Annotated in this window: 22 protein-coding genes; 8 read left to right on the top strand and 14 right to left on the bottom strand. The window is 70.6% G+C overall.

From position 1 onward, the window contains the following. Positions 1-3: 3 nt before the first annotated feature. From K8Z49_RS17795 to K8Z49_RS17780, 4 genes are read right to left on the bottom strand one after another with little or no spacing between them, the layout of a single operon-like run. Positions 4-804, bottom strand: coding sequence for a crotonase/enoyl-CoA hydratase family protein (locus K8Z49_RS17795; protein ID WP_021593983.1), 801 nt, complete (start codon positions 802-804; stop codon positions 4-6). Continuing rightward, positions 801-1,931: a thiolase family protein gene (locus K8Z49_RS17790; RefSeq protein ID WP_412519826.1), complete on the bottom strand. Its 1,131-nt coding sequence runs from the start codon at positions 1,929-1,931 to the stop codon at positions 801-803. The genes K8Z49_RS17795 and K8Z49_RS17790 overlap by 4 nt, the downstream gene beginning before the upstream one ends. Next, entirely contained in the window at positions 1,931-2,785 is an 855-nt protein-coding gene (locus tag K8Z49_RS17785; RefSeq protein ID WP_412519824.1) for an enoyl-CoA hydratase-related protein, read from the bottom strand. The genes K8Z49_RS17790 and K8Z49_RS17785 overlap by 1 nt, the downstream gene beginning before the upstream one ends. Further along, the gene (locus K8Z49_RS17780) at positions 2,782-3,579 is read right to left on the bottom strand and encodes an enoyl-CoA hydratase/isomerase family protein (RefSeq protein ID WP_412519822.1); all 798 of its coding nucleotides are present in this window, start codon (positions 3,577-3,579) and stop codon (positions 2,782-2,784) included. The genes K8Z49_RS17785 and K8Z49_RS17780 overlap by 4 nt, the downstream gene beginning before the upstream one ends. A gap of 459 nt (positions 3,580-4,038) precedes the next feature. On the opposite strand from K8Z49_RS17780, the gene K8Z49_RS17775 reads away from it, so the two are divergent. From K8Z49_RS17775 to K8Z49_RS17745, 7 genes are read left to right on the top strand one after another with little or no spacing between them, the layout of a single operon-like run. Beyond that, on the top strand, positions 4,039-5,172 hold the full coding sequence (locus tag K8Z49_RS17775) for an acyl-CoA dehydrogenase family protein (RefSeq protein WP_412519821.1): 1,134 nt from the start codon (positions 4,039-4,041) through the stop codon (positions 5,170-5,172). Next, the gene (locus tag K8Z49_RS17770; RefSeq protein WP_412519819.1) at positions 5,169-6,137 is read left to right on the top strand and encodes an acyl-CoA dehydrogenase family protein; all 969 of its coding nucleotides are present in this window, start codon (positions 5,169-5,171) and stop codon (positions 6,135-6,137) included. The genes K8Z49_RS17775 and K8Z49_RS17770 overlap by 4 nt, the downstream gene beginning before the upstream one ends. Further along, complete coding sequence (locus K8Z49_RS17765; protein WP_412519817.1) at positions 6,134-6,904, top strand: enoyl-CoA hydratase-related protein; 771 nt, start codon at positions 6,134-6,136, stop codon at positions 6,902-6,904. Before K8Z49_RS17770 ends, K8Z49_RS17765 begins: the two co-directional genes overlap by 4 nt. Continuing rightward, a complete protein-coding gene (locus K8Z49_RS17760; protein ID WP_412519815.1) occupies positions 6,901-8,022 on the top strand; it encodes an acyl-CoA dehydrogenase family protein in 1,122 nt (373 codons plus the stop codon). The genes K8Z49_RS17765 and K8Z49_RS17760 overlap by 4 nt, the downstream gene beginning before the upstream one ends. A 1-nt stretch (position 8,023) precedes the next feature. Then, positions 8,024-9,058 (top strand): acyl-CoA dehydrogenase family protein, encoded by a 1,035-nt coding sequence (locus K8Z49_RS17755; protein ID WP_412519813.1) that lies wholly within the window; start codon positions 8,024-8,026, stop codon positions 9,056-9,058. 14 nt (positions 9,059-9,072) lie between these two features. Next, positions 9,073-9,978, top strand: coding sequence for a 3-hydroxyacyl-CoA dehydrogenase family protein (locus K8Z49_RS17750; RefSeq protein ID WP_412519811.1), 906 nt, complete (start codon positions 9,073-9,075; stop codon positions 9,976-9,978). Continuing rightward, entirely contained in the window at positions 9,975-10,655 is a 681-nt protein-coding gene (locus tag K8Z49_RS17745) for an NAD(P)H-binding protein (RefSeq protein WP_412519809.1), read from the top strand. The genes K8Z49_RS17750 and K8Z49_RS17745 overlap by 4 nt, the downstream gene beginning before the upstream one ends. An 87-nt stretch (positions 10,656-10,742) precedes the next feature. Here the strand turns inward: K8Z49_RS17745 and K8Z49_RS17740 are convergent, their stop codons facing one another. From K8Z49_RS17740 to K8Z49_RS17725, 4 genes are all read right to left on the bottom strand, one after another. After that, entirely contained in the window at positions 10,743-11,894 is a 1,152-nt protein-coding gene (locus K8Z49_RS17740; RefSeq protein WP_075023074.1) for an alpha-hydroxy acid oxidase, read from the bottom strand. 80 nt (positions 11,895-11,974) lie between these two features. Then, positions 11,975-12,772 carry an enoyl-CoA hydratase/isomerase family protein gene (locus K8Z49_RS17735; RefSeq protein WP_021591973.1) on the bottom strand — a complete coding sequence of 266 codons (798 nt, stop codon included), beginning with the start codon at positions 12,770-12,772 and terminating at the stop codon, positions 11,975-11,977. 187 nt (positions 12,773-12,959) lie between these two features. Next, complete coding sequence (locus K8Z49_RS17730; protein WP_177287820.1) at positions 12,960-14,495, bottom strand: class I adenylate-forming enzyme family protein; 1,536 nt, start codon at positions 14,493-14,495, stop codon at positions 12,960-12,962. Between the two features lie 126 nt (positions 14,496-14,621). Beyond that, positions 14,622-14,921: a hypothetical protein gene (locus K8Z49_RS17725; protein ID WP_024934056.1), complete on the bottom strand. Its 300-nt coding sequence runs from the start codon at positions 14,919-14,921 to the stop codon at positions 14,622-14,624. 191 nt (positions 14,922-15,112) lie between these two features. Here K8Z49_RS17725 and K8Z49_RS17720 point away from each other — a divergent pair, with 191 nt between their 5' ends. After that, positions 15,113-15,982 carry an alpha/beta fold hydrolase gene (locus K8Z49_RS17720; protein WP_021591970.1) on the top strand — a complete coding sequence of 290 codons (870 nt, stop codon included), beginning with the start codon at positions 15,113-15,115 and terminating at the stop codon, positions 15,980-15,982. A 15-nt stretch (positions 15,983-15,997) separates the two neighbouring features. Here the strand turns inward: K8Z49_RS17720 and K8Z49_RS17715 are convergent, their stop codons facing one another. The 6 genes from K8Z49_RS17715 to K8Z49_RS17690 all read right to left on the bottom strand — a co-directional run bounded on the left by K8Z49_RS17715 (position 15,998) and on the right by K8Z49_RS17690 (position 21,515). Next, positions 15,998-16,765 (bottom strand): enoyl-CoA hydratase/isomerase family protein, encoded by a 768-nt coding sequence (locus tag K8Z49_RS17715; protein ID WP_021591969.1) that lies wholly within the window; start codon positions 16,763-16,765, stop codon positions 15,998-16,000. A gap of 38 nt (positions 16,766-16,803) precedes the next feature. Beyond that, a complete protein-coding gene (locus tag K8Z49_RS17710; protein ID WP_075023075.1) occupies positions 16,804-17,334 on the bottom strand; it encodes a DoxX family protein in 531 nt (176 codons plus the stop codon). Between the two features lie 96 nt (positions 17,335-17,430). After that, on the bottom strand, positions 17,431-18,414 hold the full coding sequence (locus tag K8Z49_RS17705; protein ID WP_412519805.1) for an NADPH:quinone oxidoreductase family protein: 984 nt from the start codon (positions 18,412-18,414) through the stop codon (positions 17,431-17,433). A 10-nt stretch (positions 18,415-18,424) separates the two neighbouring features. After that, a complete protein-coding gene (locus K8Z49_RS17700) occupies positions 18,425-19,195 on the bottom strand; it encodes an SDR family NAD(P)-dependent oxidoreductase (RefSeq protein ID WP_412519803.1) in 771 nt (256 codons plus the stop codon). Next, positions 19,192-20,229, bottom strand: coding sequence for a phosphotransferase family protein (locus tag K8Z49_RS17695; RefSeq protein WP_412519801.1), 1,038 nt, complete (start codon positions 20,227-20,229; stop codon positions 19,192-19,194). Before K8Z49_RS17695 ends, K8Z49_RS17700 begins: the two co-directional genes overlap by 4 nt. Next, positions 20,226-21,515 (bottom strand): acyl-CoA dehydrogenase family protein, encoded by a 1,290-nt coding sequence (locus tag K8Z49_RS17690; RefSeq protein ID WP_412519799.1) that lies wholly within the window; start codon positions 21,513-21,515, stop codon positions 20,226-20,228. The genes K8Z49_RS17695 and K8Z49_RS17690 overlap by 4 nt, the downstream gene beginning before the upstream one ends. Between the last annotated feature and the right edge of the window lie 51 nt (positions 21,516-21,566).

Here is a 21,566-nt window from a genome sequence, read left to right as displayed (position 1 = left end):
GCGTCACTCCGCCGTGAAGACCGCGGGGCGTCCCTCGGCGGTCGCCGCGATGGCCTCTTTGTGGTCGCGTGTGTGATGGGCGATCGCCTGCAGGGCGGCCGAGAGCTCCAGGACGTCGTCCAGGCGATGGTGCTGTCCCTCGCGGATCAGGCGCTTGGCCATGCGCAGAGCGAGCGGCGGGTTCACCGTGATCCGGGCCGCCAGCGCACGTGCCGCGTCGAGCAGGTCCTCCGGTTCCACGACCTGGGAGACAAGTCCCCACGCGAGCGCGGTGGCCGCGTCGACCGGGTCGCCGGTGAAGGTCATCTCCATCGCACGGGCGTTGCCGACGACCCGGGGAAGCAGCCAGGCGCCACCATCACCCGGGATGAGGCCGAGTTTGACGAAGCTCTCCGCGAAGGTGGCGCGTGTGGAGGCGATCCGCAGATCGCACATCAGCGCGAGATCGCACCCGGCGCCGACCGCGGGGCCGTTGACGGCCGCGATCACCGGTACCTCGCAGGCGTGCAGCGCCCGGGGCACGCGCTGGATCCCCGCGCGGTACCCCTCGGCGGAGTGGAACGGTTCCGCACCGAAGTAGCCGCGCCCTTCGCGAATGTCCTTGATGTTTCCCCCGGAGGAGAAGGCTTTGCCCGCGCCGGTGAGGATGACGCACCGCACGTCGGTGTCGGCGTTGACGTCGGCGACGGCCGAGGTGAGGCACGAGACCGTGTGGTCGCCGGTGATCGGATTGCGCTGGTCGGGAAGGTCCAGTGTCCAGATTTCGGTGTGACCGTCCCGCTCCCGCGTCAGCGGGGCCTTCACGCGACCGTTTTCAGGATCGTCGCGGTGCCCAGACCGCCGCCGCAGCACATCGTGACCAGGGCGCGCTCGTGACCGCCTCGGCGGAGTTCGTGTGCGGCGGTGAGCAGCAGCCGGGTGCCGGTCGCGCCGACCGGGTGCCCGAGTGCGATGGCGCCGCCGTTGACGTTCGTCCGCTCGTGCGGGAAGCCGATCTCCTCCAGCCAGGCGCCGAGGACACTGGCGAACGCCTCGTTGACCTCGGCGGTCCCGATGTCGGACGGGCGCAGCCCGTTGCGCTCCAGGATCTTCTTGGTGGCCGGCATCGGTCCCGTCAGCTTCCACACCGGGTCGACGCCGACCAGGGTCTGGTGCTCGACCTGGGCGAGCGGGGTGAGACCGTGTTCGACGGCGAACGACTCGGAGACGAGCACGACGCAGGACGCGCCGTCGGTGATCTGGGACGAGTTGCCTGCCGTCAGTACGCCATCGGGCCGGAAGACGGTGCGCAGGGCGCCCAAGCCCTCCATGGTGCTCTCGCGTGGACCCGAGTCGGTCGCGAACGCGCCGACCGGGTCGATCTCGATCGCGAGGCGGCCGCTCGCGATGGCGTCGCGGGCTCGTTCCTGCGAAGCGAGCGCGAGTTCGTCGCACCGGACCCGGTCCTGCTTCCAGTGGTCGGCGATCCGCTCCGCCGACTCGCCCTGCGAGGTGACCTCGTACAGGTCGCGGTACTGCGGGGAGAGCGGATCTCCCATGCCTTCGCCGACGTCCTGCCCGAGTGGATGGCGCGTCATGTGCTCGACGCCGTTGGCGACCACCACGTCGACCGCGCCGGACGCGATGAGCCCGGCTCCGTAGTGCGCCGCCTGCTGGCTGGAGCCACAGCGCGCGTCGACCGTCGTACCGGGAACCTCGGACGGGAGGCCCGCGGTGAGCCACGCCGTGCGTCCGATGCTGTTGGCCTGGTCGCCGGTCTTGGTCACGCAGCCGGTGATGACCTGATCGACGTCTTCGGGTGCGACGCCGACCGAGGTCAGCGCGTTCTTGGTCAGGGTGCCGAGCAGTTCGGCGGGGTGCGTGTCGGCCAGGGCGCCCTTACGGCGCGCGAACGGCGTCCGCAGGCCACCGAGGAGATAGACGTTACCCACTACAGATCACCGGTCCCGGTCCAGAGCTTCTCGAGACGGTCGAGTTCCGCCTCACCGACAGGTGCGAAACGGGGCGGGCGACGCTCCTTGAAGCTTCGCACGCCTTCCTTGAAATCGTCGTGCTCACGCAAGGTTCGCCACAGCTTCAACGCTGTGAGCCGGGCCTGCTCGACCGGCGCCCGCAGTTCGCGGTACATCTGCATCTTGGTGACCGCGACGGCCTGTGGCGAGGTGTTGGCGGCCAGATCGCGCGCATAGGCCAGCGCGTCGTCGAGCACGTTCTCCGAAAGCCGGACCAGACCCATCTGCGCGGCCTCGCTGCCCCGGATGATGCGGCCGGACAGGAGGGTGTCCATGGCGTGGGCGGTGCCCACCAACGCCGGCAGCAGGACGGACAGGCCGTGTTCGGCCATGATGCCCCGCCGGACGAACGCGGCGGTGATCTTGGCGTCGGGCGCCGCGAAGCGGACGTCGGAGACGCAGGCCTGGATGAAACCGGTGCCGGCACAGGCGCCTTCGATCGCCGCGATGATCGGCTTTGGAATCGTCATCGGCAGGGTTTGCGGTTCCCGGTGCTCGGGGTTGCCGGCATTGGAGCCGTTCGCCGCGTCGAGCAGGACCGCCACGTCCATGCCCGGACAGAAGTCGCCTCCGGCTCCGGTGACCACGATGGCCCGGACGTCGCCGTCGGCCGCGGCGGCGCGGAGCAGGCCGAAGTACTCGGCCTCCATCGCGGGCGTCCAGGCGTTCCGCCGATGTGGACGGTTCCACGTGATCAGGGCGACGCCGTCGTTCACCTCGTACTTGACGAGCGGCTCGCCGGTGGTTTCGTCTGCCGTGGCGTGGCTGGTCATGCTTTCGCGGACCCCTTGTTCGAGCGGTCGAGGAAGGCCTGGACCCGACTCTGGTGCTCGTCGGTCAGGAACGATTCGCTCTCGGCCGTCATGGCGACGTCCAGTACCGCGTACGCGGCACGCTGGATGTGCAGGTTGAGCGCACGCTTGGTCTCCTGGACCGCCTGGGGAGGCTGCGCGGCGAGACGGTGGGCCATGGCGAGCGCGCTGGGCAACAGTTCTTCGGGCGGTACCACGTGGTTGACCAGGCCGAGGCGGTACGCCTCGTCAGCCGGGATGCGGTCTCCCGTCAGGATGTACTCCTTCGCCCGCGCCAGGCTCATCATCAGGGGCCACGTCGCCGCGCCCCCGTCACCGGCCACCAGCCCGATGGACACGTGCGGGTCGGCGAAGAAGGCGTCGGTCGAGGCGTAGATGACGTCACCGAGGGAGGCGATGCTGCAGCCGAGGCCCACGGCCGGGCCGTTGACGGCGACCACCAGCGGCAGCGGGAAGTTGGTCAGCGAGTCGATGATCTTGCGACCGTTCCGCAGCCGCACCCGGCGGCGGTAGTCGCCGTCGGCGGCGACGTTCGGGAAGTTGGCGATGTCCCCGCCGGCCGAGAACGCCGACCCTGCGCCGGTCAGCACGACCGCCCGGACGTCGAGGTCGTCGGCGAGGTCGTCCCAGATCCTCAGCAACGCGTCCTTGACGTCCTGCACGATCGCGTTCCGGGAGTCCGGCCGGTTCAGGGTCACGATGCGCACCGGCCCGTCGCTTTCGACGAGGATCGCATCGGTCGTTGGGTGCGACATCGCGGCTCTCCATATCAGCAGTGATCTCGATAAAAAGGATACCGAATGTTGTGGGGGGCGCGCAACGAGTCCGGCTCGCTCCGTGCATAGGGTGACAGTGGCGGATAATTCAGAATCCTGCATAGCCGGTGGCGCAGTGCGCGCCGACGGCCACGCCGCGCTCAGCCGTGTGGCTCGCGATGCCGTGCGGGCCGCCGCGCCCGGCATCCCGGCCGCTGCCCTGGCGCCCCGGCGTCGATGGTCCCCGCGAGCATCATGGGGCGACCGGTGGCTCGGCGGTTGAGGACCCTGGTATTTGCCGCATCGTCCGCTTGACGACGCCAAACGGAGCGATGATTGCGGTCTATGTTTCAATATGGGATACTGTTCTCACTCTTGCACGAAGGAGCGTCATGTCCGAAATCGTGCGCCGCCCGGCCGACGACGGTGATGCCGAGCGGGTCACCACGGTGGTCTTCCATGTCGGCTGACGTACTTGCCTCCGCCGAGTTGTCGGCGGAGTTCGCGCGCTGGCTCGCCGCCCACCGCACCCAGGCCACCGAGCTGAGCGAGGCCGCACTCCGGCCCGCTTCCGCGCAGGAGTACCTGGACGCCCAGAAGACACTCCAGTCCTGGTTGTACGACGAGGGCTGGCTGGCCCGGGGCTGGCCCAAGGAGTACGGCGGCACCGGCGACGACATCGGGCTGCGCGCGGCGGTCTACGACCTGCTCGGCGCAGCGGACATCGCCGTGCCGAGCACCGTCAACGTCGTCGAGATCCTCGCGCCGACACTGCAGCGGTTCGCCCCCGGGCTTGCCGAACGGATGCTGCCGCCCCTGGTGGCCGGCGCCGAGGCGTGGTGCCAGGGGTTCTCCGAGCCGGAGGCGGGCAGCGACCTTGCATCGCTGCGGACACGCGCCACCCGCACCGTGCAGGGGTGGTCCCTCTCGGGCCAGAAGACCTGGTCGACGCGCGCACCCGGTGCCGACCGGTGTGCGGTGCTGGCGCGAACCGGCTCGCCGGAATCGCGGCACCGTGGCCTGTCGCTGTTCCTGGTCGACATGGACTCGCCAGGGGTGGAGTGCCGGCCGATCGACGACATGTCCTTCACCCAGCACTTCGGCGAGATCTTCTTCGATGACGTCCAGGTTCCCGACGAGCGGCGCATCGGCGACGTCGACGGCGGCTGGGCGGTGGCGCAGTACCTGCTGCAGTGGGAGCGCGGCATGTTCTCCTGGCTGCGCCAGGCCGCGCTGCTGGGCCTGCTCCGCCAGTTGCCGCCGGGGGACGACCCCGGCCGTGGCGCGGCTTATCAGGACGTCATCGCGCTCCGGCTGCGTTCGCTGGGCACCCTGCGGGCCCTGGCGGCAGGCCGCAGCGACGGCCCGCAGGTGTCGATCGACAAGCTGCTGCTGTCCAGGGCCGAGCGATCCGTCCACGAGCTGGCGCACCGGATGCGGCCCGTCGGTGTCGACGACGGAACCCCCGGCTGGCGCGGCCGGCTGCACGAGTACTTGCACAGCAGGTCGGCGCCGATCTACGGGGGATCCGCGGAGATCCAGCGGACGATCATCGCCGACCAGATCCTCCAGCTCCGTGAGAAGGCGCGATGATCCGGCTCGAACACAGCATCCCCGACGACGGATACGCCGAGATTCGTGCCACCGTGGACCGGTTGTTCCAGGAGCGGCCACAGGGTGTCGGCGTCGCGGACCTCGCGGACTTCGGCTGGACCGAGATGCTCGACGATCCCGGCACGCGGAGCGCGGCGGCGCGGGCGATGTTCGAGGGGCAGGGGAGCGCGCTCGCACTCGCCGGGACGCCGGAGACATTCCTTGCCGCCACGCTGCCGGGGTACGAACTCGACGGCGCGGTGGCCATGCTGCCCGGCCCGGACGGCGGCTACCTCGGCCTCCCCGGCGGCGGGGCGGAGCCGGCCCGGCTCCTGCTGGTCGACGCGGCATCGGTCAGGTCATTGCCCGCTGATCGGGCCACCCGGGCGCGGACCGTGGATCCTGGAGTCAGCCTGTTGTCGGTGGCGGCGGAGGCCACCGCGGACGCCACACCGGTCCCTGGCGCGGCACCCGGCCTGGCCACGGCGCGCGTCCAGGTCGCGCTCTCGCTCCAGCTCGCCGGCATGTGCGCGCACCTGCTCGAACTCGGACGTGACCACGTGCGCACGCGGGAGCAGTTCGGCCGGCCGATCGGCCGGTTCCAGGCCGTTCAACACCTGCTCGCCGAGGTCGCCGTCTCCGTCGCGGCCGCGGACGCGGCCAACCGGAACGCGCTGCACCTGATCGACGATCCCGAGTCCGCGCCGCTGGCGGCGCTGGTCGCCGTCGGCCTCGGTACTCGCGCCTTCGACACCGCGGCTCGTGGCGCACAGCAGGTCCTCGGCGCGATCGGCTACACCCGGGAGCACGAATTCCACCGTTACCTGTACCGCGGCCTTGTGCTGCTGGACCTGCTGGGCAGCCACGACATCGACGGTCGCGTCGGAGCCGCGGCGCGGTCCACCGCGGTCACCCCACCGGTCGGCACGTGGCGCGACCGCTTCGAGGAGGGGCTTCATCTGTGAACGAGCCTGTGCTGGTCTCCGTCGACGGCGGGGTGCTGACCATCACCCTCAACCGCCCGGACAAGCGCAATGCGATCGACCAGGCGGCCAAAGCCCTGTTCCATGACGCGATCGTGGAGCTGGAGACCAACGACGACCTGCGGGTCGGCGTCCTCACCGGCGTCGGGCCGGTCTTCTGCGCCGGAATGGACCTGTCCGAGTCGCGTGCCGGGATCCAGAACCGGCTCGGCGGCGCCGACGGCGGCTTCGCCGGCTTCGTCCGCTACCCGCGCACCAAGCCGGTGGTCGCGGGGGTCAACGGGCCGGCGCTGGGCGGCGGTTTCGAGCTGGTGCTGGCCTGCGATCTCGTCGTCGCGGTGCCCACCGCGTGGTTCGCGCTGCCCGAGCCGCAGCGCGGGATCATCGCCGGGGGCGGTGGCGCGATCCGGCTGCCCCAGCTGCTGCCCGGGGCGGTCGCCCGCGAGATTCTGCTGGCGGACGGCAGGCTGACCGCCGAGCAGGCTGAACGATGGGGGTTGCTGAACCGGGTGGTGCCGCCGGAGGAGCTCGCCGGCACCGTTCGCGAGCTGGCGGACGCCGTCTGTTCCGGTGCCCCGCTCGCGATCGCCGGCACGCTGGCGATCAGCCGGACCATCGAGCGTGGTCTGGAGGCAACCGCCTGGGACGTCAACGACGCGCAGGTGCGGGGGATCCGGGCCACGGAGGACGCCAAGGAAGGTGCGACGGCTTTCGGCGAGAAGCGTCCTCCCCAGTGGAGCGGGCGGTGAGCGGGGTGGACGCCGGAGCACTCGCGCGGTTGCGCGGCGAGGTGCGTGCCTTCCTCGCCGAGCAGCTCGCCGCGGGCACGTTCGAGCCCGGCGTGGACAGCTGGCTGGCGGGCTTCTCCCAGGAGTTCACCCGCGAGCTCGGCCGCCGCGGCTGGATCGGCATGGTCTGGCCCACCGAGTACGGCGGGCACGGACGCACCGCCAGGGAACGCTTCACCGTGATGGAGGAACTGCTCGCGGCGGGTGCCCCGGTCTCGGCGTACTGGGCCGGGGACCGGCAGGTCGGCCCGTCCCTGCTGCGCCACGGTAGCGAGGAGCAGAAACGCCGGTTCCTGCCCGCGATGGCCGCGGGGGAGACGCTGTTCTGCCTGGGTCTGTCCGAGCCGGACAGCGGCTCGGACCTGGCCTCGGTGCGGACGACCGCGACCAAGCAGGCGGACGGGAGCTGGGTGGTCTCCGGTACGAAGCTGTGGACCAGCGGCGCCCACCACAAGGACTACATGCTGACGTTGTGCCGGAGCCTTCCGGGTTCCAGCCGCCACGACGGACTTTCCCAGCTCATCATCGACCTGCGCGCGCCGGGCGTCGTCGTCCGCCCGGTGCTGCTGCTGTCGGGCGAACACCACTTCAACGAGGTGTTCCTCGACGAGGTGCGGGTGCCGGCCGGCATGCTGCTCGGCACCGAGAACGGTGCCTGGGCGCAGGTGTCGACCGAACTGGCCGACGAGCGCAGCGGGCCGGAACGGTACATGAGCACGATGATGCTGATCCGGGCCTATGCCGAAGAACCGGTCGAGCACACCCGGAACCGAGAGGAGACGATCGGCTCACTGGTCAGCCAGTTGTGGAGCGTCCGGGCGCTCTCGCTCCAGGTCGTGGAGCGCGTGGCGCGCGGGGAGACCCCGTCGGTGCAGGCAGCGACGTCGAAGGACGTCGGTACCACTTTCGAGCAGGACTCGATCGACATCGTCCGCCGCGGACTGGCGCGGCCACCGGAGCCGGGATCGCGCCTCGATGTGCTGCTGGGCCAGGGCATCAGGCATTCGCCCGGGTTCACGCTGCGCGGCGGCACGACGCAGGTGCTCCGCTCGGTCATCGCGAAAAGGCTGGGGTTGTGACGTGAACGACGAGCTGAACGGGATGCTCACCGAGGTCCTGACGGACCGCTGCCCGCCGGCACTCGTGGAGGCGAGCGAGGGCGGCTGGTCCGAGGACCTCTGGAAAGTCCTGGAGAGTGTCGGCCTCACCGCCGTCGGCATTCCCGAGGAGCAGGGCGGCAGCGGCGGGGGCTTCGACGACGCCGTCGCCGTGGTGCGCGCGGCGGCGCGGTTCGCGGCGCCCGTGCCCCTGATGCAGACGTTGCTCGTCGCGCCGATGTTGCGCGACATGTTCGGACTGCCGCACCGGGCGGGCCCCACGGCTGTCGCGTGGACCCCGGTCCGGGCGGCCGCGCAGGGCGAGCGATGGCGGTTGACCGGCACCGTTTCGGACGTGTCGTACGCACCGGCCGCCTCCAGCGTGCTGCTGCTCGGCGTCGGCGACGCCGGGCGCATCGTGCTCGCCGAGGTCGACGCGTCGCTGGAGTGGGCTCTGCGGACCGACCTGGCCGGTGAACCCCGCGGGACGGCCGCGATCGACGTCGTCGTTCCCGCGGCGACGACGGACCTCGACTTGACGGGGGTTCTCGACCTCGCGCGTGACGCGGAGGCACTGGCACTCGTCTGGGGCATGGTCGGCGCGCTGGAGAAGATCGAAGAGCTGACCGTCGGCTACGTCACCGCCCGCGAGCAGTTCGGCCGGCCCATCGCCAAGTTCCAGGCCGTGAAGCAGCTCGCGGCGCAGATCGCCGGCGCGGTCGCGATCGCGCGGGCGGCGGCGATCGAGGCCACCGCCGCCCGTGGGCGTCCGGATGCCGCGTTCGCCGTCGCCGCCGCCCGCGCACGCACGGCCGGGGCCGGAACGGACGCCGCCCGCTACGCCCACCAGCTGCACGGGGCGATCGGCTTCACGCGGGAGTACCCGCTGCACCACTACACGCGACGGATCTGGGCGTGGCGCGACGAGGGCAGATCCGCGGTGGTGTGGACCGAACTGGCCGGCCGGCGCGCGCTGGCCGGCGGCGGCGCCAAGCTGTGGGAAACCATCGTCGGATAGCGAGGACGGCACTGATGAGTAACGGCACACCCCACCGCCTCCTGGTCGTCGGAGCCGGCACGATGGGCGCGCAGATCGCGTTGCAGGCGGCGCTGCACGGCGTCGGCGTCGACCTCGTCGACATCTCGCCCGACGCGCTGGACAGGGGGCGGAGCCAGATCGAGGGTCTGGTGCGACGCAACGTCGGCAAGGGACGCCAGACCGGTGAGGAGGCCGCGGCGACGCTCGGCCGGCTGACCTTCTCGTCCGATGTGGACACGGCGGCACCGCGCTGCGACTGGGCTGTCGAGGCGGTCGTCGAGCGGTTGGACGTCAAGCAGGCGGTGTTCAACCGGCTCGCGAAGCTGCTTCCCGCGCACGCCGGCATCGCCACGAACTCCAGCCACATCCGGGTGGCCACGATCGTCGGCGACGCCGACTACCGGCCACGGGCACTCAACATGCACTTCTTCCACCCCGTGGTGGTCATGGACCTCGTCGAGATCGTCGCCTCGCCGCACACCGACGAGGCGATCCTGCGGGAGGCGGCGGCCTGGGCGGAGCGGATCGGCCGTACCGCCGTCGTGCTGCGCAAGGACGTCGACGGGTTCCTCGTCAACCGGATACTGGGGGAGGCCTCGCGGGAGGCGTTCTCGCTGCTCGCCGACGGCGTCAGCACGTTCGACCAGATCGACCTGGCCGTCGAGCGCGGCCTGCGGTGGCCGATCGGCCCGTTCAAGCTCGCCGACTTCTCCGGCCTCGACGTCCTGCTCGACTCCCGGTCGTCCCGCTTCGCGGCCCACGGCGACGAGGGTGACCGCAAGACCATCGAGGTCATCAAACCCCTGGTCGAGGCCGGTCGGCTCGGGCGCAAGTCCGGCGCCGGGTTCTACGACTACTCGGTCGACCCGCCTGCCCCGCTCCCGCTCGACCCGCGGTGACCCGGACCTCCCGTCTCGTGGTGCTCGGCGCCACCGGTGACGTCGGCCGGGGGGTCGTCGAGGCGGCCCTTGCCCGAGGGTGGGTCGTGACCGCGGTGGCCCGCCGCGAGCAGGCGCTCGACGAGCTGGCAGCCGAGTTCGGCCCGATGGTCGAGCTGGTGGCCGGTAGCGTCAACGGAGACGAGGCCGCCGTCGCGCTGGCCGGCGCACTCGACCTCGGGCCCGGCACGTCCGTGGTGAACACGATCAGCGTGCCGTGGTCGCCCCAACGGCTGCTGTCGACCTCCTACGACGAGTTGGTGACGTATTTCGCCGGCTATGTCGGCGCCCACCTGTCGGCGGCCCGTGCGCTCCTTCCCAGGCTCGCGGACCGCGCGGTGTATCTGGGTGTGGGCGGGGGGATGGCCGATTTCGTGCCCCGAGGCCTGGCACCGGTCTCGATGGTGCAGGCGGCGCAGCGCAACCTCTACCGGGGGCTCCAGGCGGAGAACCGGGAAGCGGTGATCCGCGAGCTGATGATCGTTTCGAAGGTGAACGGTCGCAGCAACCGGCACGAGGCGTCCGCCGAGTGGCTGACGGCCGAACAGATCGGCGAGCGCGTCGTGGGGATCGTCGAGGATCCCGAGGCGGCCGGCAACAGCGGCCCGGTGGTGCGGATCACGCCGGAACGGCCGTAGGAGGCCGCCACCGGTATGCGCGGCAAGGTCAGCCTCGTGCTCGGCGACGCGGGGGCCGAGCCTTGTGAGTGGTACGCCTGAGCGGCGCTACCACTCGCGGGGAACCCGGACGCAGTCGCGGCTGAGTTCGTCGATCGAGCGGCAGCCGAGCAGGCCCATCGCGTTCTCGGTCTCGTCATGAAGGATCTGCAGCACCCGGCGTACGCCGGCCTCGCCGCCGATCGCCAGCCCGTAGACGTAGGGGCGTCCGACGAGCACCGCGCGCGCGCCGATCGCGAGCGCCTTGACCACGTCGGTCCCGCGCCGTACACCACCGTCGATGAACACCTCTCCGCGGTCTCCGACGGCGTCGACGATTTCGGGAAGCGCTTCGATGGTCGCGGGTACTCCGTCCAGTTGCCGCCCACCATGATTGGAGACGACGACACCGTCCGCGCCCATCTCGATCATCCTGGCCGCCTCGTCACCGCGGAGGATGCCCTTGATGACCAGCGGGCCGCTCCAGCGTTCGCGGACCAGCTTGAAGTCGGCCTCGGTCACCGGCCGCATCGTGCTGGAGAGGGCGCTGCCGGCGGCTTTGATCGACAACATCTTCTGCGAGAATCCGGCCGCCGTGCCGCGCCCCACGCTGCCGCGCAGGAAGTCCAGCGACCAGCGTGGCCGGACGGCGCCGGCCGCGAGCAGCCGGGGGGTCATCTTGAGCGGCAGTGAGAAGCGGTTGCGCACGTCCCGCTCGCGCAGCGCGCGCATCGTGGTGTCGACGGTGAGGCACAGCGCGTCGTATCCGGCGGCCGCTGCGCGGTCGACCAGTTCGGCGGTCTCGGAGGCGTCCCCGGGCGGCAGGTAGAGCTGGAACCATTTCGGGCCGGTGGCCAGCTGGGCGACCGTCTCAAGTGGATAGCTGGAGACGGTGCTCAACGCGAACCCGGTCCCCATCGCACCGGCCGCGCGGGCCACGGCGAGCTCCGCTTCGCTGCTGGCCATGCGCTGGTAGCCCGCCGGGTCGAGCAGCACCGGCATCGACACCGGCTTGCCGAGGACCGTTGTGGCGACGTCGCGCCGGCTCACGTCCACCAGCGCGCGTGGGCGCAGCCGGATTCGCTCGTAGGCGACCTGGTTGGCGCGCAACGAGACCTCGTCGCCGGCACCGCCGGCGATGATGTCGAAGATCGGCCGGGGGAGTCGCCGTCGTGCCGCTCGCTCGATGTCGGCCAGATTGATCAGCCGCTCCAAACCCATCTGCTGTGTCCCTTTCGCGATCGCGAGCCGGGCGTGTCCGGTGCCGTGTGCTCAGTCCAGCACCGTCGCCGCTTCGCCAGTCATCGATCCAAGAAGCGAGCCGTGCGGCGTTCTTGGACTGCCGCCATACCTTCGGCGTAGTCCTCGGTCGTTTTCAGCGCGGTCTGCTGCGCGAGTTCCGCCGCGAGTATCCGCTCGAGGTCGGCCAGGAGCGGGCGCCGCGTCGCGAGCTTCAGCAGCCGAGCGGGCTGTGGTGCCGCCTCGGCGAATGTCCGCGCCTGGGCCAGGGCGTCATCGAGGAGGCGCTGGGGGGCGGAGACGCCGTCGCAGAGCCCGATCGCGAGCGCCTCCTGCGCGGGCACGGCGCGGCCCGACATCATCAGCTCGGCCGCCCGGTGGCGGCCGACGACATCGGGCAGCGTGCGGGTCAGCGCGAAGCCGGGTGTGTATCCCAGTCGGGAGAAGTTCACCTGAGCCCTGGCGTCCGTGGCCATCTGCCGCCAGTCGGCGACCAGGGCGAGGCCCACTCCGCCGCCGACCGTCGCGCCGTTGAGCGCCGCGACGAGCGGTTTCGGGAACGCGAAGAGCCGTGGTACTTCGCGGTAGAGGTCGGATGTGGTCCACGCGGAACCACCCGGGGTGAACTTCGACGTGGCGCCGGCACAGAAGTGGCGGTCCGCGGACGAGAGCACCACGGCCCGGCAATCGGTGTCCTCGGCGGCGGTCTCCAGACTCTCGGCCAGCTCGCACACCAACCGCAGGTCGAGCGAATTGCGACCGTCACCGTGCATCTCGATGTGCTGAACATGCTCCAGCGCGCGGCGCGCCGTGACTCGTCCGGGGTGCGTTGCGCCGTTCGGCATGACGGCGTCAGTCATGCCGGTCGCCCGAGCGGAACAGAGAGAACAGGATCATATATAGAGACATTATCTTCCTGTCACCTCGGGGTGTCAATGCGGATCTGCCCCTAATGAGGATCCCAATTGCCCGCAGGTCGTCACCCACCTCGGCCGGGTGCTGGACGCCGAGGTGGGGGCCACGAGGGCGGCCGGATCGACGAGGCGGCTAGCGGGCTTGGGAGACCGCGACTTCCTTCCTCAACTCGCGGCGCAGGATCTTCCCCGACGCGGTGCGCGGAATGTCGGTGACCATGATCAGCCGGGAGGGCACCTTGTAGGTGCTCAGCTTGCCGGCCAGCCAAGTGCGGATCTCCTCCTCGGACGCCGGCTCCCGCAGCACGACGAAGGCGACCGGCGTCTCGCCGCGCCGCTCGTCCGGCGCCCCGACGACCGCACAGTCCGAGACGGCCGGATGCGCCAGGATCGCCGACTCCACTTCGACGGGCGCGACCTGAAGTCCCGACACCTTGATGAGATCCTTCAGCCGGTCGGTCAGGATCAGCCACCCGCCGGGTTCGACCCGTCCGATGTCGCCGGTCCGCAGCCAGCCGCCGTCGAGGAGAACGTCGGCATCGGCGTCCTCGGGCAGGTAGCCGATCATGCGCGCGGGACTCCGCGCGATGATCTCGCCCTCCGTGCCCGGCGGGACGTCCTGCAGGGTGGCCGGATCGACGATCCGGACCTCGCAGTCCGAGCGCGGGACGCCGACGGAGTCGACCCGGCACAGCTCCGGGCTCTCCGCCGGGTTGCAGTGCAGGCCGAGCAGCTCCGTCATGCCGTAGCCGATCACCCAGTGCAGGCCCGTCCGCTCGGTCACCGTCTTCGCGATCGACTCGTTCACCGCCGTCGCGCACCAGACGAGGACGCGGACCGACGACACGTCGAACGATTCCAGGCCGGGCAGTGCCGCGATCTTCTGGGCGACAGGCGCCACGAGCATGGAATGGGTGATCCGTTCCCGCTCCATCTCCGCCGCGATCGACTCGGCATCGTTGCCCGTCGTGAGGTGCAGCGTCGCCCCGGCCATCGCCGACCCGATGATGGTCGAGGCACCGAACCCGGTGAACAGGGGCAACGGGAACTGCTGGCGGTCTGCGAACCGCAGCCTGATCGCCGACTTCCAGTTGATGACCGAGGCGCCGAGCGAGTAATGGCTGTGCCGGACGGCCTTGGGCGCCCCCGTGGTGCCGGAGCTGAAGAAGAGCATGGCCTCGTCCTGCTCCCACCGCAGCTCCGCGGATTCGACGGGCTCGGCGCTCTGGCCGTGGATCGCGCTCCAGAAGGTCCCGCTCGTCTCGCGGTCGATGGTCCACAGTGGGCGGCCCGTCGCCTCGGCCGCGACGCGTGACACCTCATCGGTGATGATCAGCTTCGGGTTCGTGAGCGCGACGCTCTTGGCCAGCTCTTCCGCATTCCAGCGGGGGTTCACCACGACGATCGCACCGCCCGCGCGGAGGATGCCGAAGAGCGTGATCGGCCACTCGATCCCGTTCGCCGCCGCCATCATGACGCGGTCGCCGGGGCGGAACCCGGCCGCAAGGAACGCCCGCGCGAGCGCATTCGCCATGGCGTCGAGCTCGCGGAACGAGATCGACTGGTCACCGCTGACGACGGCGGTGCTCTCGGGATGCCGGTCGGCGGTGGCCACGAGGTGGTCCGCGAGATTGCGGCGCGGATAGTACAGAGATGGCCGGGGGATCAACGTTCTTCTCCTCTGCTGCGGAACAGGCGCCTGGAACGATGCACGTCCGCCGGGCCGCCCATGACAGGGTCCTCTAACGAAGAGGAGTCTGAACGGGTCTGCGCATCGGCGTCGTGCCGCAACCGTTCAGTCCGATGCCGGCAGGGCCTTCGCCGCCTTCTGGGTGAGTTCCCGGTCGTTGACGGTCAACGGGCCGGGCCCGGCCTTCGTGCACAGGACCTCGACGCCACTTTCGTCGTCGCTGTAGCGCTTGCCCAGCAGGATCGGGGGACCGTCGACAGGCTCCGGCGCGGCCGGCTCCGCACCGGGCGCGCGCATCTCCGCGCCGGCGCACATCAGCACCGCCGGGCCGTCGATTCCCTTGATGACGATGACCTCGCACGTCGAATTCCTGCCGCGCAACCGGGTACCGGGCCCCAAGCTCACATCGTCCTCCTCGACAACGAGTACCGTTGCTGGCGATGAGCCATACTGTAATGAATACAGTACTAGTATCCGAGAGATGGGCTACAGCCGTCAAGAGCGCCGATCCGCTCGTGACCGCGTGCCTGCCACCGTCGAACCAGAGGGGGCTTCGTGAGTATATGGACGAAATCGGCCGGCAAGGTTGGCCCGGCATGACCCTGATCGAGCCTGTGGTGACGCGGATTCCCGCGGCGGGCGTCGAGGTGGCCGGCGAGGACTACCAGGTCGACGACGCCAGGGGCACTGTGCTGTTCCTCCACGGCGGAGGCCAGACCCGCCATTCGTGGCGGGGTTCGGCCGGGAGACTGGCGCGGGCCGGGTGGCGCACCCTCGCGCTCGACACGCGCGGGCACGGCGACAGCGGCTGGGCACCCGACGGCGACTACTCGATGGACGCTCTCGTGGCCGATCTCGCGGCGGTGGTCGCCCAACTCGGCGAGGACGGCGGGCCTCCGCCGGTGTTCGTCGGTGCGTCCCTGGGCGGCCTGACCTCGCTGGTGGCCGTGGCCGAGGAGCGGGTGTCCGCACGCGCACTCGTGCTCGTCGACGTGGCGCCGCGGATCGAACCCGCCGGCGCCGAGCGGATCGGCGCGTTCATGCGCCGCCATTCCGCCGACGGTTTCGAGACGCTGGAGGACGTGGCCGCGGCCGTGTCCGACTACAACCCGCACCGGGCGCGCCCCGCCAGTTTCGACGGCCTGCGCAAGAACGTGCGCCAGGCCGAGAACGGCCGCTGGTACTGGCACTGGGATCCCGCCTTCATGCGGCCGCCGGCCGAACGTGACGGCCGGCCGGTCGGCGATGAGGAGCGCATGCGCGAGGCGGCCCGCCGGATCCGGGTCCCGACGCTCGTCGTCCGTGGCGTGCAGTCCGATGTGCTCAGCGAGGACGGGGTGCGTGACTTCCTGTCCCTGGCACCCCACGCTAGGGCCGTCGACGTCACCGGCACCGGTCATATGGTCGCCGGTGACGACAACGACGCGTTCACTGATCAGGTCAGGCGGTTCCTCGATACCGTGTGACCCGGAAGGGCCGGGTCACCGGCCCTTCCATCGCGGTTCGCGCTTCTCCGCGAAAGCGCGAGCGCCTTCGAGCGCGTCCTCGCTCTCGAACACCTTCGCACGCTCGCCCTCCTGCGCCGCGCGCGCCGCGGCGACGCCGTCGGTGAACGCCACACGCATCAGCTTCTTCGTCGCGAGGACGCCCAGCGGGCCGTTCTCGCCGATGCGCCTGGCGACGTCCAGCGCGGTGTCGAGCACGTCCTCGGCCGGGACGACACGGTTGACCAGGCCCAGCTCGTACGCCCGCGCGGCGTCGATGAGATCGCCGGTCAGGCCCAGTTCGAGTGCGATCCCGAGCGGGATCCGGCCGGGCAGCGTGGTCCCGCCGCCGGCGGCGAACAGGCCGCGCTTGACCTCGGGGAGCCCGAACTTCGCCTTGTCTGACGTGACCACGATGTCGCAGTTGAGGAGGAGTTCCCACCCGCCCGCGACCGCGGTCGCGTTGGCGGCGCCGATGATCGGCTTGGGGTACCGGCCCTGGCTGAACATCATGAAATGTGTGGTGTCGGCGGCCGGCCCGGACGCCTGGGAGCGCTCCGCGAAGGCCTTGAGGTCCATGCCGGCGCAGAACGCCCGGTCGCCCGCGCCGGTCAGCACGATCGCGCGCACCCCGGTGTCCTCGAGGCACTCGCGGAACGCGGTCGAGATGTCGGCCATCAGCTCCGGGCTCAGTGCGTTGCGCTGGTCCGGCCGGTTGAGCGTGAGGACCTCGACAGGGCCCTCACGACGGCGTAGCAGATCCATGGCGGTTGGTACCTTCCGGTAATGATTTCGGCGGAGGGTCAGGCTTCCGCGGGTTCGGGACGGCGCCAGAACCCGGCCAGCTGTCCGGCCGCACCGCCGGCGCCGACCAGCACCGTGACGAGTGCGCGGGTCAACGGCGTGCCGACCTTGTCGGCGCCCAGGGCGCGGTCAAGGCTGAACCGGCCGCTGCCCAGGGCCGACAGGGCGGTCGCGGCCGCACTGATGAAAGCGACGTACTCCCAGCCCTCGGAAACGATGAAGTAGCCGTTCGGGCGGTGCACCGTCTGGTAGGCCACGCCCATCGTGCCCACGATCGCGGCGGTGCTCAGGGGCGTCAGTGCGCCCACGGCGACGGCCGCGCCGGAGCCGATCTCGACGACCGAGCTCAGCTGGGCCTGCAGCCGTGGTTGCCGGAACCCGATCGAGGAGAACCAGCCCGCCGTGCCGTCGAGGGTGCGACCGTGTCGCACGCCGTGCGCGATCATCGTGCCGGCGATGGCGCCCCGGAGGATCAGTCTGGCGAGGTCCCCGTCGGACGACTTGCGGCGGGATTGCCTGCGGTTCTTCACTTCGTTCTCCCCATGCGGCCGGCTGTCTGATCTGCGGTAAGCCTTACGACAATAATTTCGGTAATTTATCACCGGAGTTCGATCGAGACAACGGCGTCAGTTCCCGCCGCCCATGGTGACGACCAGCTTGCCGATCGCCTGCCGGTCGCGCACCGCGGCGAGCGCGTCCGCGACGTCGTCCAGTGCGTAGCGCCCGCCGACGTGCGGCCGAAGCCGCCCGGTGCGGAAATGCTCGAACAGTTCGTCCTCGTCGCGCCGGGCGTCCTCGGGGCGGTGTTCGGCGAAGGTGCGGATCTCCATGCCGCACACGACGAGCCCCTTGAGCAGTACGAGATTGAGCGGGATGGCGGGGATTGCGGAACTGGCGAACCCGAGGCAGACGAAGCGGCCACCCCACGCCAGGGCGCGCAGCGCCGGTTCGCTGTACTGCCCGCCGACCGGGTCGATCACCACGTCGGCGCCGCCCCCGGTGAGCTCCTTGATCCGCTCCTTGAGGTTCTCCCGGCTGTAGTCGATCGTCTCGTGCGCGCCTCGTTCCCGGCAGATACCGGCCTTCGCCGGGGTGGAGACGGCGGCGACCACGCGGGCGCCCAGTGCGGCCGCGACCTCGACGGCGGCCAGGCCGACACCGCCGGCCGCGCCGAGCACCACGACCTGGGTGCCGGTGCGCACCGCGGCGACGCTGCGGACCGCGTGATAGGCGGTGAGGTAGGTGACCCGGAAGGCGGCCGCCTCGGCGAAACCGGCATCCGCGGGCACCGGCCACAGCGCGTCGGCGCGCACGGCGATCCGCTCGGCGAACGCGCCGATCGCCGCGGTGCCCGCGACCCGGTCGCCCGCCACCAGGCCGGTGACGCCGGGACCGACCGTGCGGACCGTCCCGGCGAACTCCGAGCCCGGCGTCAGCGGGAGCGGCCAGCGCACCTGGTAGCCGCCGTTCATGATGAGCAGGTCCGGGTAGTTCACCGCCGCGGCGGCGATGTCGACCACCACTTCGCCGGGCCCGGCCACCGGATCGTCGACCTCCTCCACCCGCAGGTTCTCGACCGGCCCGTAGGCGGTGACTCGGGCTGCTTTCATCGGCATCTCCTCACAGAGTCCGGAATGCCCCACCGTCGGCGAGGACCTGCGCGCCATTGAGGTAACCCGAGGCGTCGGACGCGAGGAACACGCACAGCCCGACGAGATCCTCGGGCCGGCCGATGCGCCCCATCGGGTTGGACTCCCCGCTCCGCCGCTTCTGCTCGGGCGGCCACGCCCTGGTGACGTCGGTGTCGAACGCGCCCGGGAGCACGAGGTTCGCCCGCACCTTCGGCGCCCATGCCCCGGCCAGCCCGAGCGTCATGGCGTTGAGCCCGGCCTTCGCCATCGCGTACGGCAGGTCGATCACATGCGGCCGCAACGAGCCGGCCGTCGAGATGTTGATGATCGACCCGCCGTCACCGGCGTGCATCCGCGACCCGAACAGCGTCGCCAGCCGGAACGGCCCCTTGGCGTTGACGGCGTGCGTCTTGTCATAGAGCGCCTCGGTGACCGACACCAGATCGGGGTAGAGCGGGGACATTCCGGCGTTGTTCACGAGCACGTGGCAGGCACCGAAGGCGTCGTAGACGGCATCGACGAAGCGGTCGCACTCGTCCCATCGGCTGACGTTGACCTCCAGCCCCACCGCCCGGCGCCCGGTGGCCCGCCTGATCTCGTCGGCCGCGGCCTGGCACGCGGTGAGCTTGCGGCTCGCGACGACGACGTCGGCACCCGCGGCGGCGAGGCCGCCGGCGACGGCCCGGCCGATGCCCCGGCTGCCGCCGGTGACGACCGCGACCCTGCCCGACAGGTCCAGCCACTCCGCGGGACCGCTCACCGGGCACCCCGGTAGTCGCTCGTGGCCGCGAGTTCGGCGGCACCGGCCATCAGGTCCAGCACCGTCTTGCCGAAGGACAGCAGCTTCGTGTCGTCGCCGGCGCGCTGGTAGCCCTGCTCCAGTACGATCGCGAGCTTCCATTTCGCGAGCACCTGGTAGTAGTCCATGTCGTCGACCTGGCGGCCGGAGCGCTCGGCGTAGTACTCGATGAGCGCGGTGCGGCCGGGCATCCCGGTGAGGGCGACGTAGCCGTCCGCGCCATGGGCCGCGGTGTCCTCGGGCCAGGAGTGCATGAGCCAGCCGAGGTCGAGCTTCGGATCGCCGACGGTGCCCATTTCCCAGTCGATGACCGCGGCGAGCCGGGCCGGCGCTCCGTGGTGGTACATGACGTTCGCGAACTGGTAGTCGCCGTGCATGATGCCGGGCACGAAGTCGAGGGGACGGTGTTCGGCGAGCCAGCGGGTCGCCTCGTCGTAGCCCGGCACCTCGCGGGCCCGGACTCGGTCGTAGAACCTGGTCCAGCGCGGCACCTGGCGGTCGTGGAATCCGTCGGGGCGACCCAGATCGCCGAGGCCGCGCGCCCGCCAGTCGACGGCGCCCATCAGCACGACGCCGTCCACCAGTTGCTCGGCCAGGCCGGGGCGGGTGGTGAGATCCTTGTCGAACGGCGCCGGCCAGTCGTCCCCGCCGACCGGTGACCAGCCGTCGACGAATCCCATGAGGTAGAACGGCCGACCCAGCACGGCGGGGTCGGAACACATTCCGATCGCCGCGGTGTGGGGCACGTCGGTGCCGTCGAGCGCTTCGATGATCCGCCACTCGCGCAGGATGCCTTCGTCGCGCGAAGCCGGCGCGGTGGCGGGCGGGATGCGCAGCGCCGCGTGCAGGTCCCCGCGGCGGATCTCGAAGATCTGGTTCTGGCTGCCGCCCGAGATGAAGCCCCATTCCAGCGGAGCGCCCTTTCCGGGCAGCCCGGCACTGTCCATCCAGGACACGAGTGCATTCGTGTCGAGCCCGGTTCCGGTGGCGGTCATCGGGTGGTTCCCTTTCCGAGCAGGTCGGCCTCGGCCTGGGCGCGGAGCGTCGGAATGTGTTCGGTCGGCCAGAGACCGGGGGCGGGGGAGTAGCCGCGCAGCAGTTGCCTGGCGACAGTGCCCTGGTGCACCTCGGTGGGCCCGTCGGCCAGCGCCAGCGACATACCCGCGAGGTAGAACCGGAGCAGGGGCAGGTCGTAGGTCGTGCCGAGCGCGCCGTGGACCTGGATGGCGCGGCGGGCGACCGCTTCGAGCACCCTCGGGGTCTGCACCTTGATCGCCGCGATGTCCTTGCGAACCCGGTTGTAGTCGTTGTACTTGTCGATCTGCCAGGCGGTGTACATGACGAGCAGCCGGAACTGCTGGATCTCCAGGTAGGAGTCGGCGAGCATCGCCTCCACGGCGCCCTTGCGGCCCAGCGGTTCGCCCTTGGTGGTGCGGGACAGGGCGCGCTCGGCCATCATGTCGAGGCATCGCTGCGCCCCGCCGACCGAGCGCATCGCGTGGTGGACGCGCCCTCCGCCGAGGCGCGTCTGGGCGACGCCGAACGCGTCACCCTCGGCGCCGAGCAGGGCCGACGACGGAACACGGACGTCGCGGTAATGGACGAGCGCTTCGGCGCCGTCGTCCGGTTGCTCCCCCGCATGCGCCAGGTTGCGCTCGATGTCGATTCCCGGAGTCTCCGCCGGGACGAGGAACATCGACATGCGCTTGTTCACCGGCGCGTCCGGGCTGGTGACCGCCATGACGATGAAGAAGCTCGCCCAGCGCGCGTTGGACGAGAGGAACTTGGTGCCGTTGATGACCCAGTCGTCCCCGTCCTGCTCCGCGCGGGTCACGAAGACACCGGGGTCGGCGCCGCCCTGGGGCTCGGTCATCGAGAAGCACGACACGATGTCGCCTTCGAGCAACGGTTCGAGGAAGCGCGCCTTCTGCTCCGGCGTGCCGTAGTGGGCGATGATCTCCGCGTTACCGGTGTCGGGCGCCTGTGTGCCGAAGATGCGCGGGGCCCAGATCGACTTGCCGAGGATCTCGTTGAGCATGGCCAGCTTCAGCTGACCGTAGCCCTGGCCGCCGAGTTCGGGCCCGAGGTGGCAGGCCCACAGTTTCTTGTCCCGCACCGCTTGCTTCAGCGGGTCGATCACCCGGCGCTGCTCGTCGGTCAGTGGCCGGTAGGTGTCGTGCGGCCACAACGCGTCCAGCCGGTACACCTTGCCGGTGACGAACGCCTCGGCCCAGGTCAACAGCTCTGCGAAGTCGGGTTCGACGGTGAAGTCCCAGGTCATGACGGCTCCTGTGCGGCACGGTGATAAGATCGGCAGAATAGGCATACTCTC

The organism is Actinomadura madurae, from assembly GCF_047130825.1.
Taxonomy (GTDB): domain Bacteria; phylum Actinomycetota; class Actinomycetes; order Streptosporangiales; family Streptosporangiaceae; genus Spirillospora; species Spirillospora madurae.
This window is presented reverse-complemented; position numbering and strand designations above follow the sequence as displayed.

Excerpts from the sequence above, each read along its gene's own strand:
- K8Z49_RS17785 (WP_412519824.1), bottom strand. The coding sequence starts at position 2,785 with ATGACCAGCCACGCCACGGCAGACGAAACCACCGGCGAGCCGCTCGTC.
- K8Z49_RS17780 (WP_412519822.1), bottom strand. The coding sequence starts at position 3,579 with ATGTCGCACCCAACGACCGATGCGATCCTCGTCGAAAGCGACGGGCCG.
- K8Z49_RS17775 (WP_412519821.1), top strand. The coding sequence starts at position 4,039 with ATGTCGGCTGACGTACTTGCCTCCGCCGAGTTGTCGGCGGAGTTCGCG.
- K8Z49_RS17770 (WP_412519819.1), top strand. The coding sequence starts at position 5,169 with ATGATCCGGCTCGAACACAGCATCCCCGACGACGGATACGCCGAGATT.
- K8Z49_RS17750 (WP_412519811.1), top strand. The coding sequence starts at position 9,073 with ATGAGTAACGGCACACCCCACCGCCTCCTGGTCGTCGGAGCCGGCACG.
- K8Z49_RS17740 (WP_075023074.1), bottom strand. The coding sequence starts at position 11,894 with ATGGGTTTGGAGCGGCTGATCAATCTGGCCGACATCGAGCGAGCGGCA.
- K8Z49_RS17735 (WP_021591973.1), bottom strand. The coding sequence starts at position 12,772 with ATGACTGACGCCGTCATGCCGAACGGCGCAACGCACCCCGGACGAGTC.
- K8Z49_RS17720 (WP_021591970.1), top strand. The coding sequence starts at position 15,113 with ATGACCCTGATCGAGCCTGTGGTGACGCGGATTCCCGCGGCGGGCGTC.
- K8Z49_RS17715 (WP_021591969.1), bottom strand. The coding sequence starts at position 16,765 with ATGGATCTGCTACGCCGTCGTGAGGGCCCTGTCGAGGTCCTCACGCTC.
- K8Z49_RS17705 (WP_412519805.1), bottom strand. The coding sequence starts at position 18,414 with ATGAAAGCAGCCCGAGTCACCGCCTACGGGCCGGTCGAGAACCTGCGG.
- K8Z49_RS17695 (WP_412519801.1), bottom strand. The coding sequence starts at position 20,229 with ATGACCGCCACCGGAACCGGGCTCGACACGAATGCACTCGTGTCCTGG.
- K8Z49_RS17690 (WP_412519799.1), bottom strand. The coding sequence starts at position 21,515 with ATGACCTGGGACTTCACCGTCGAACCCGACTTCGCAGAGCTGTTGACC.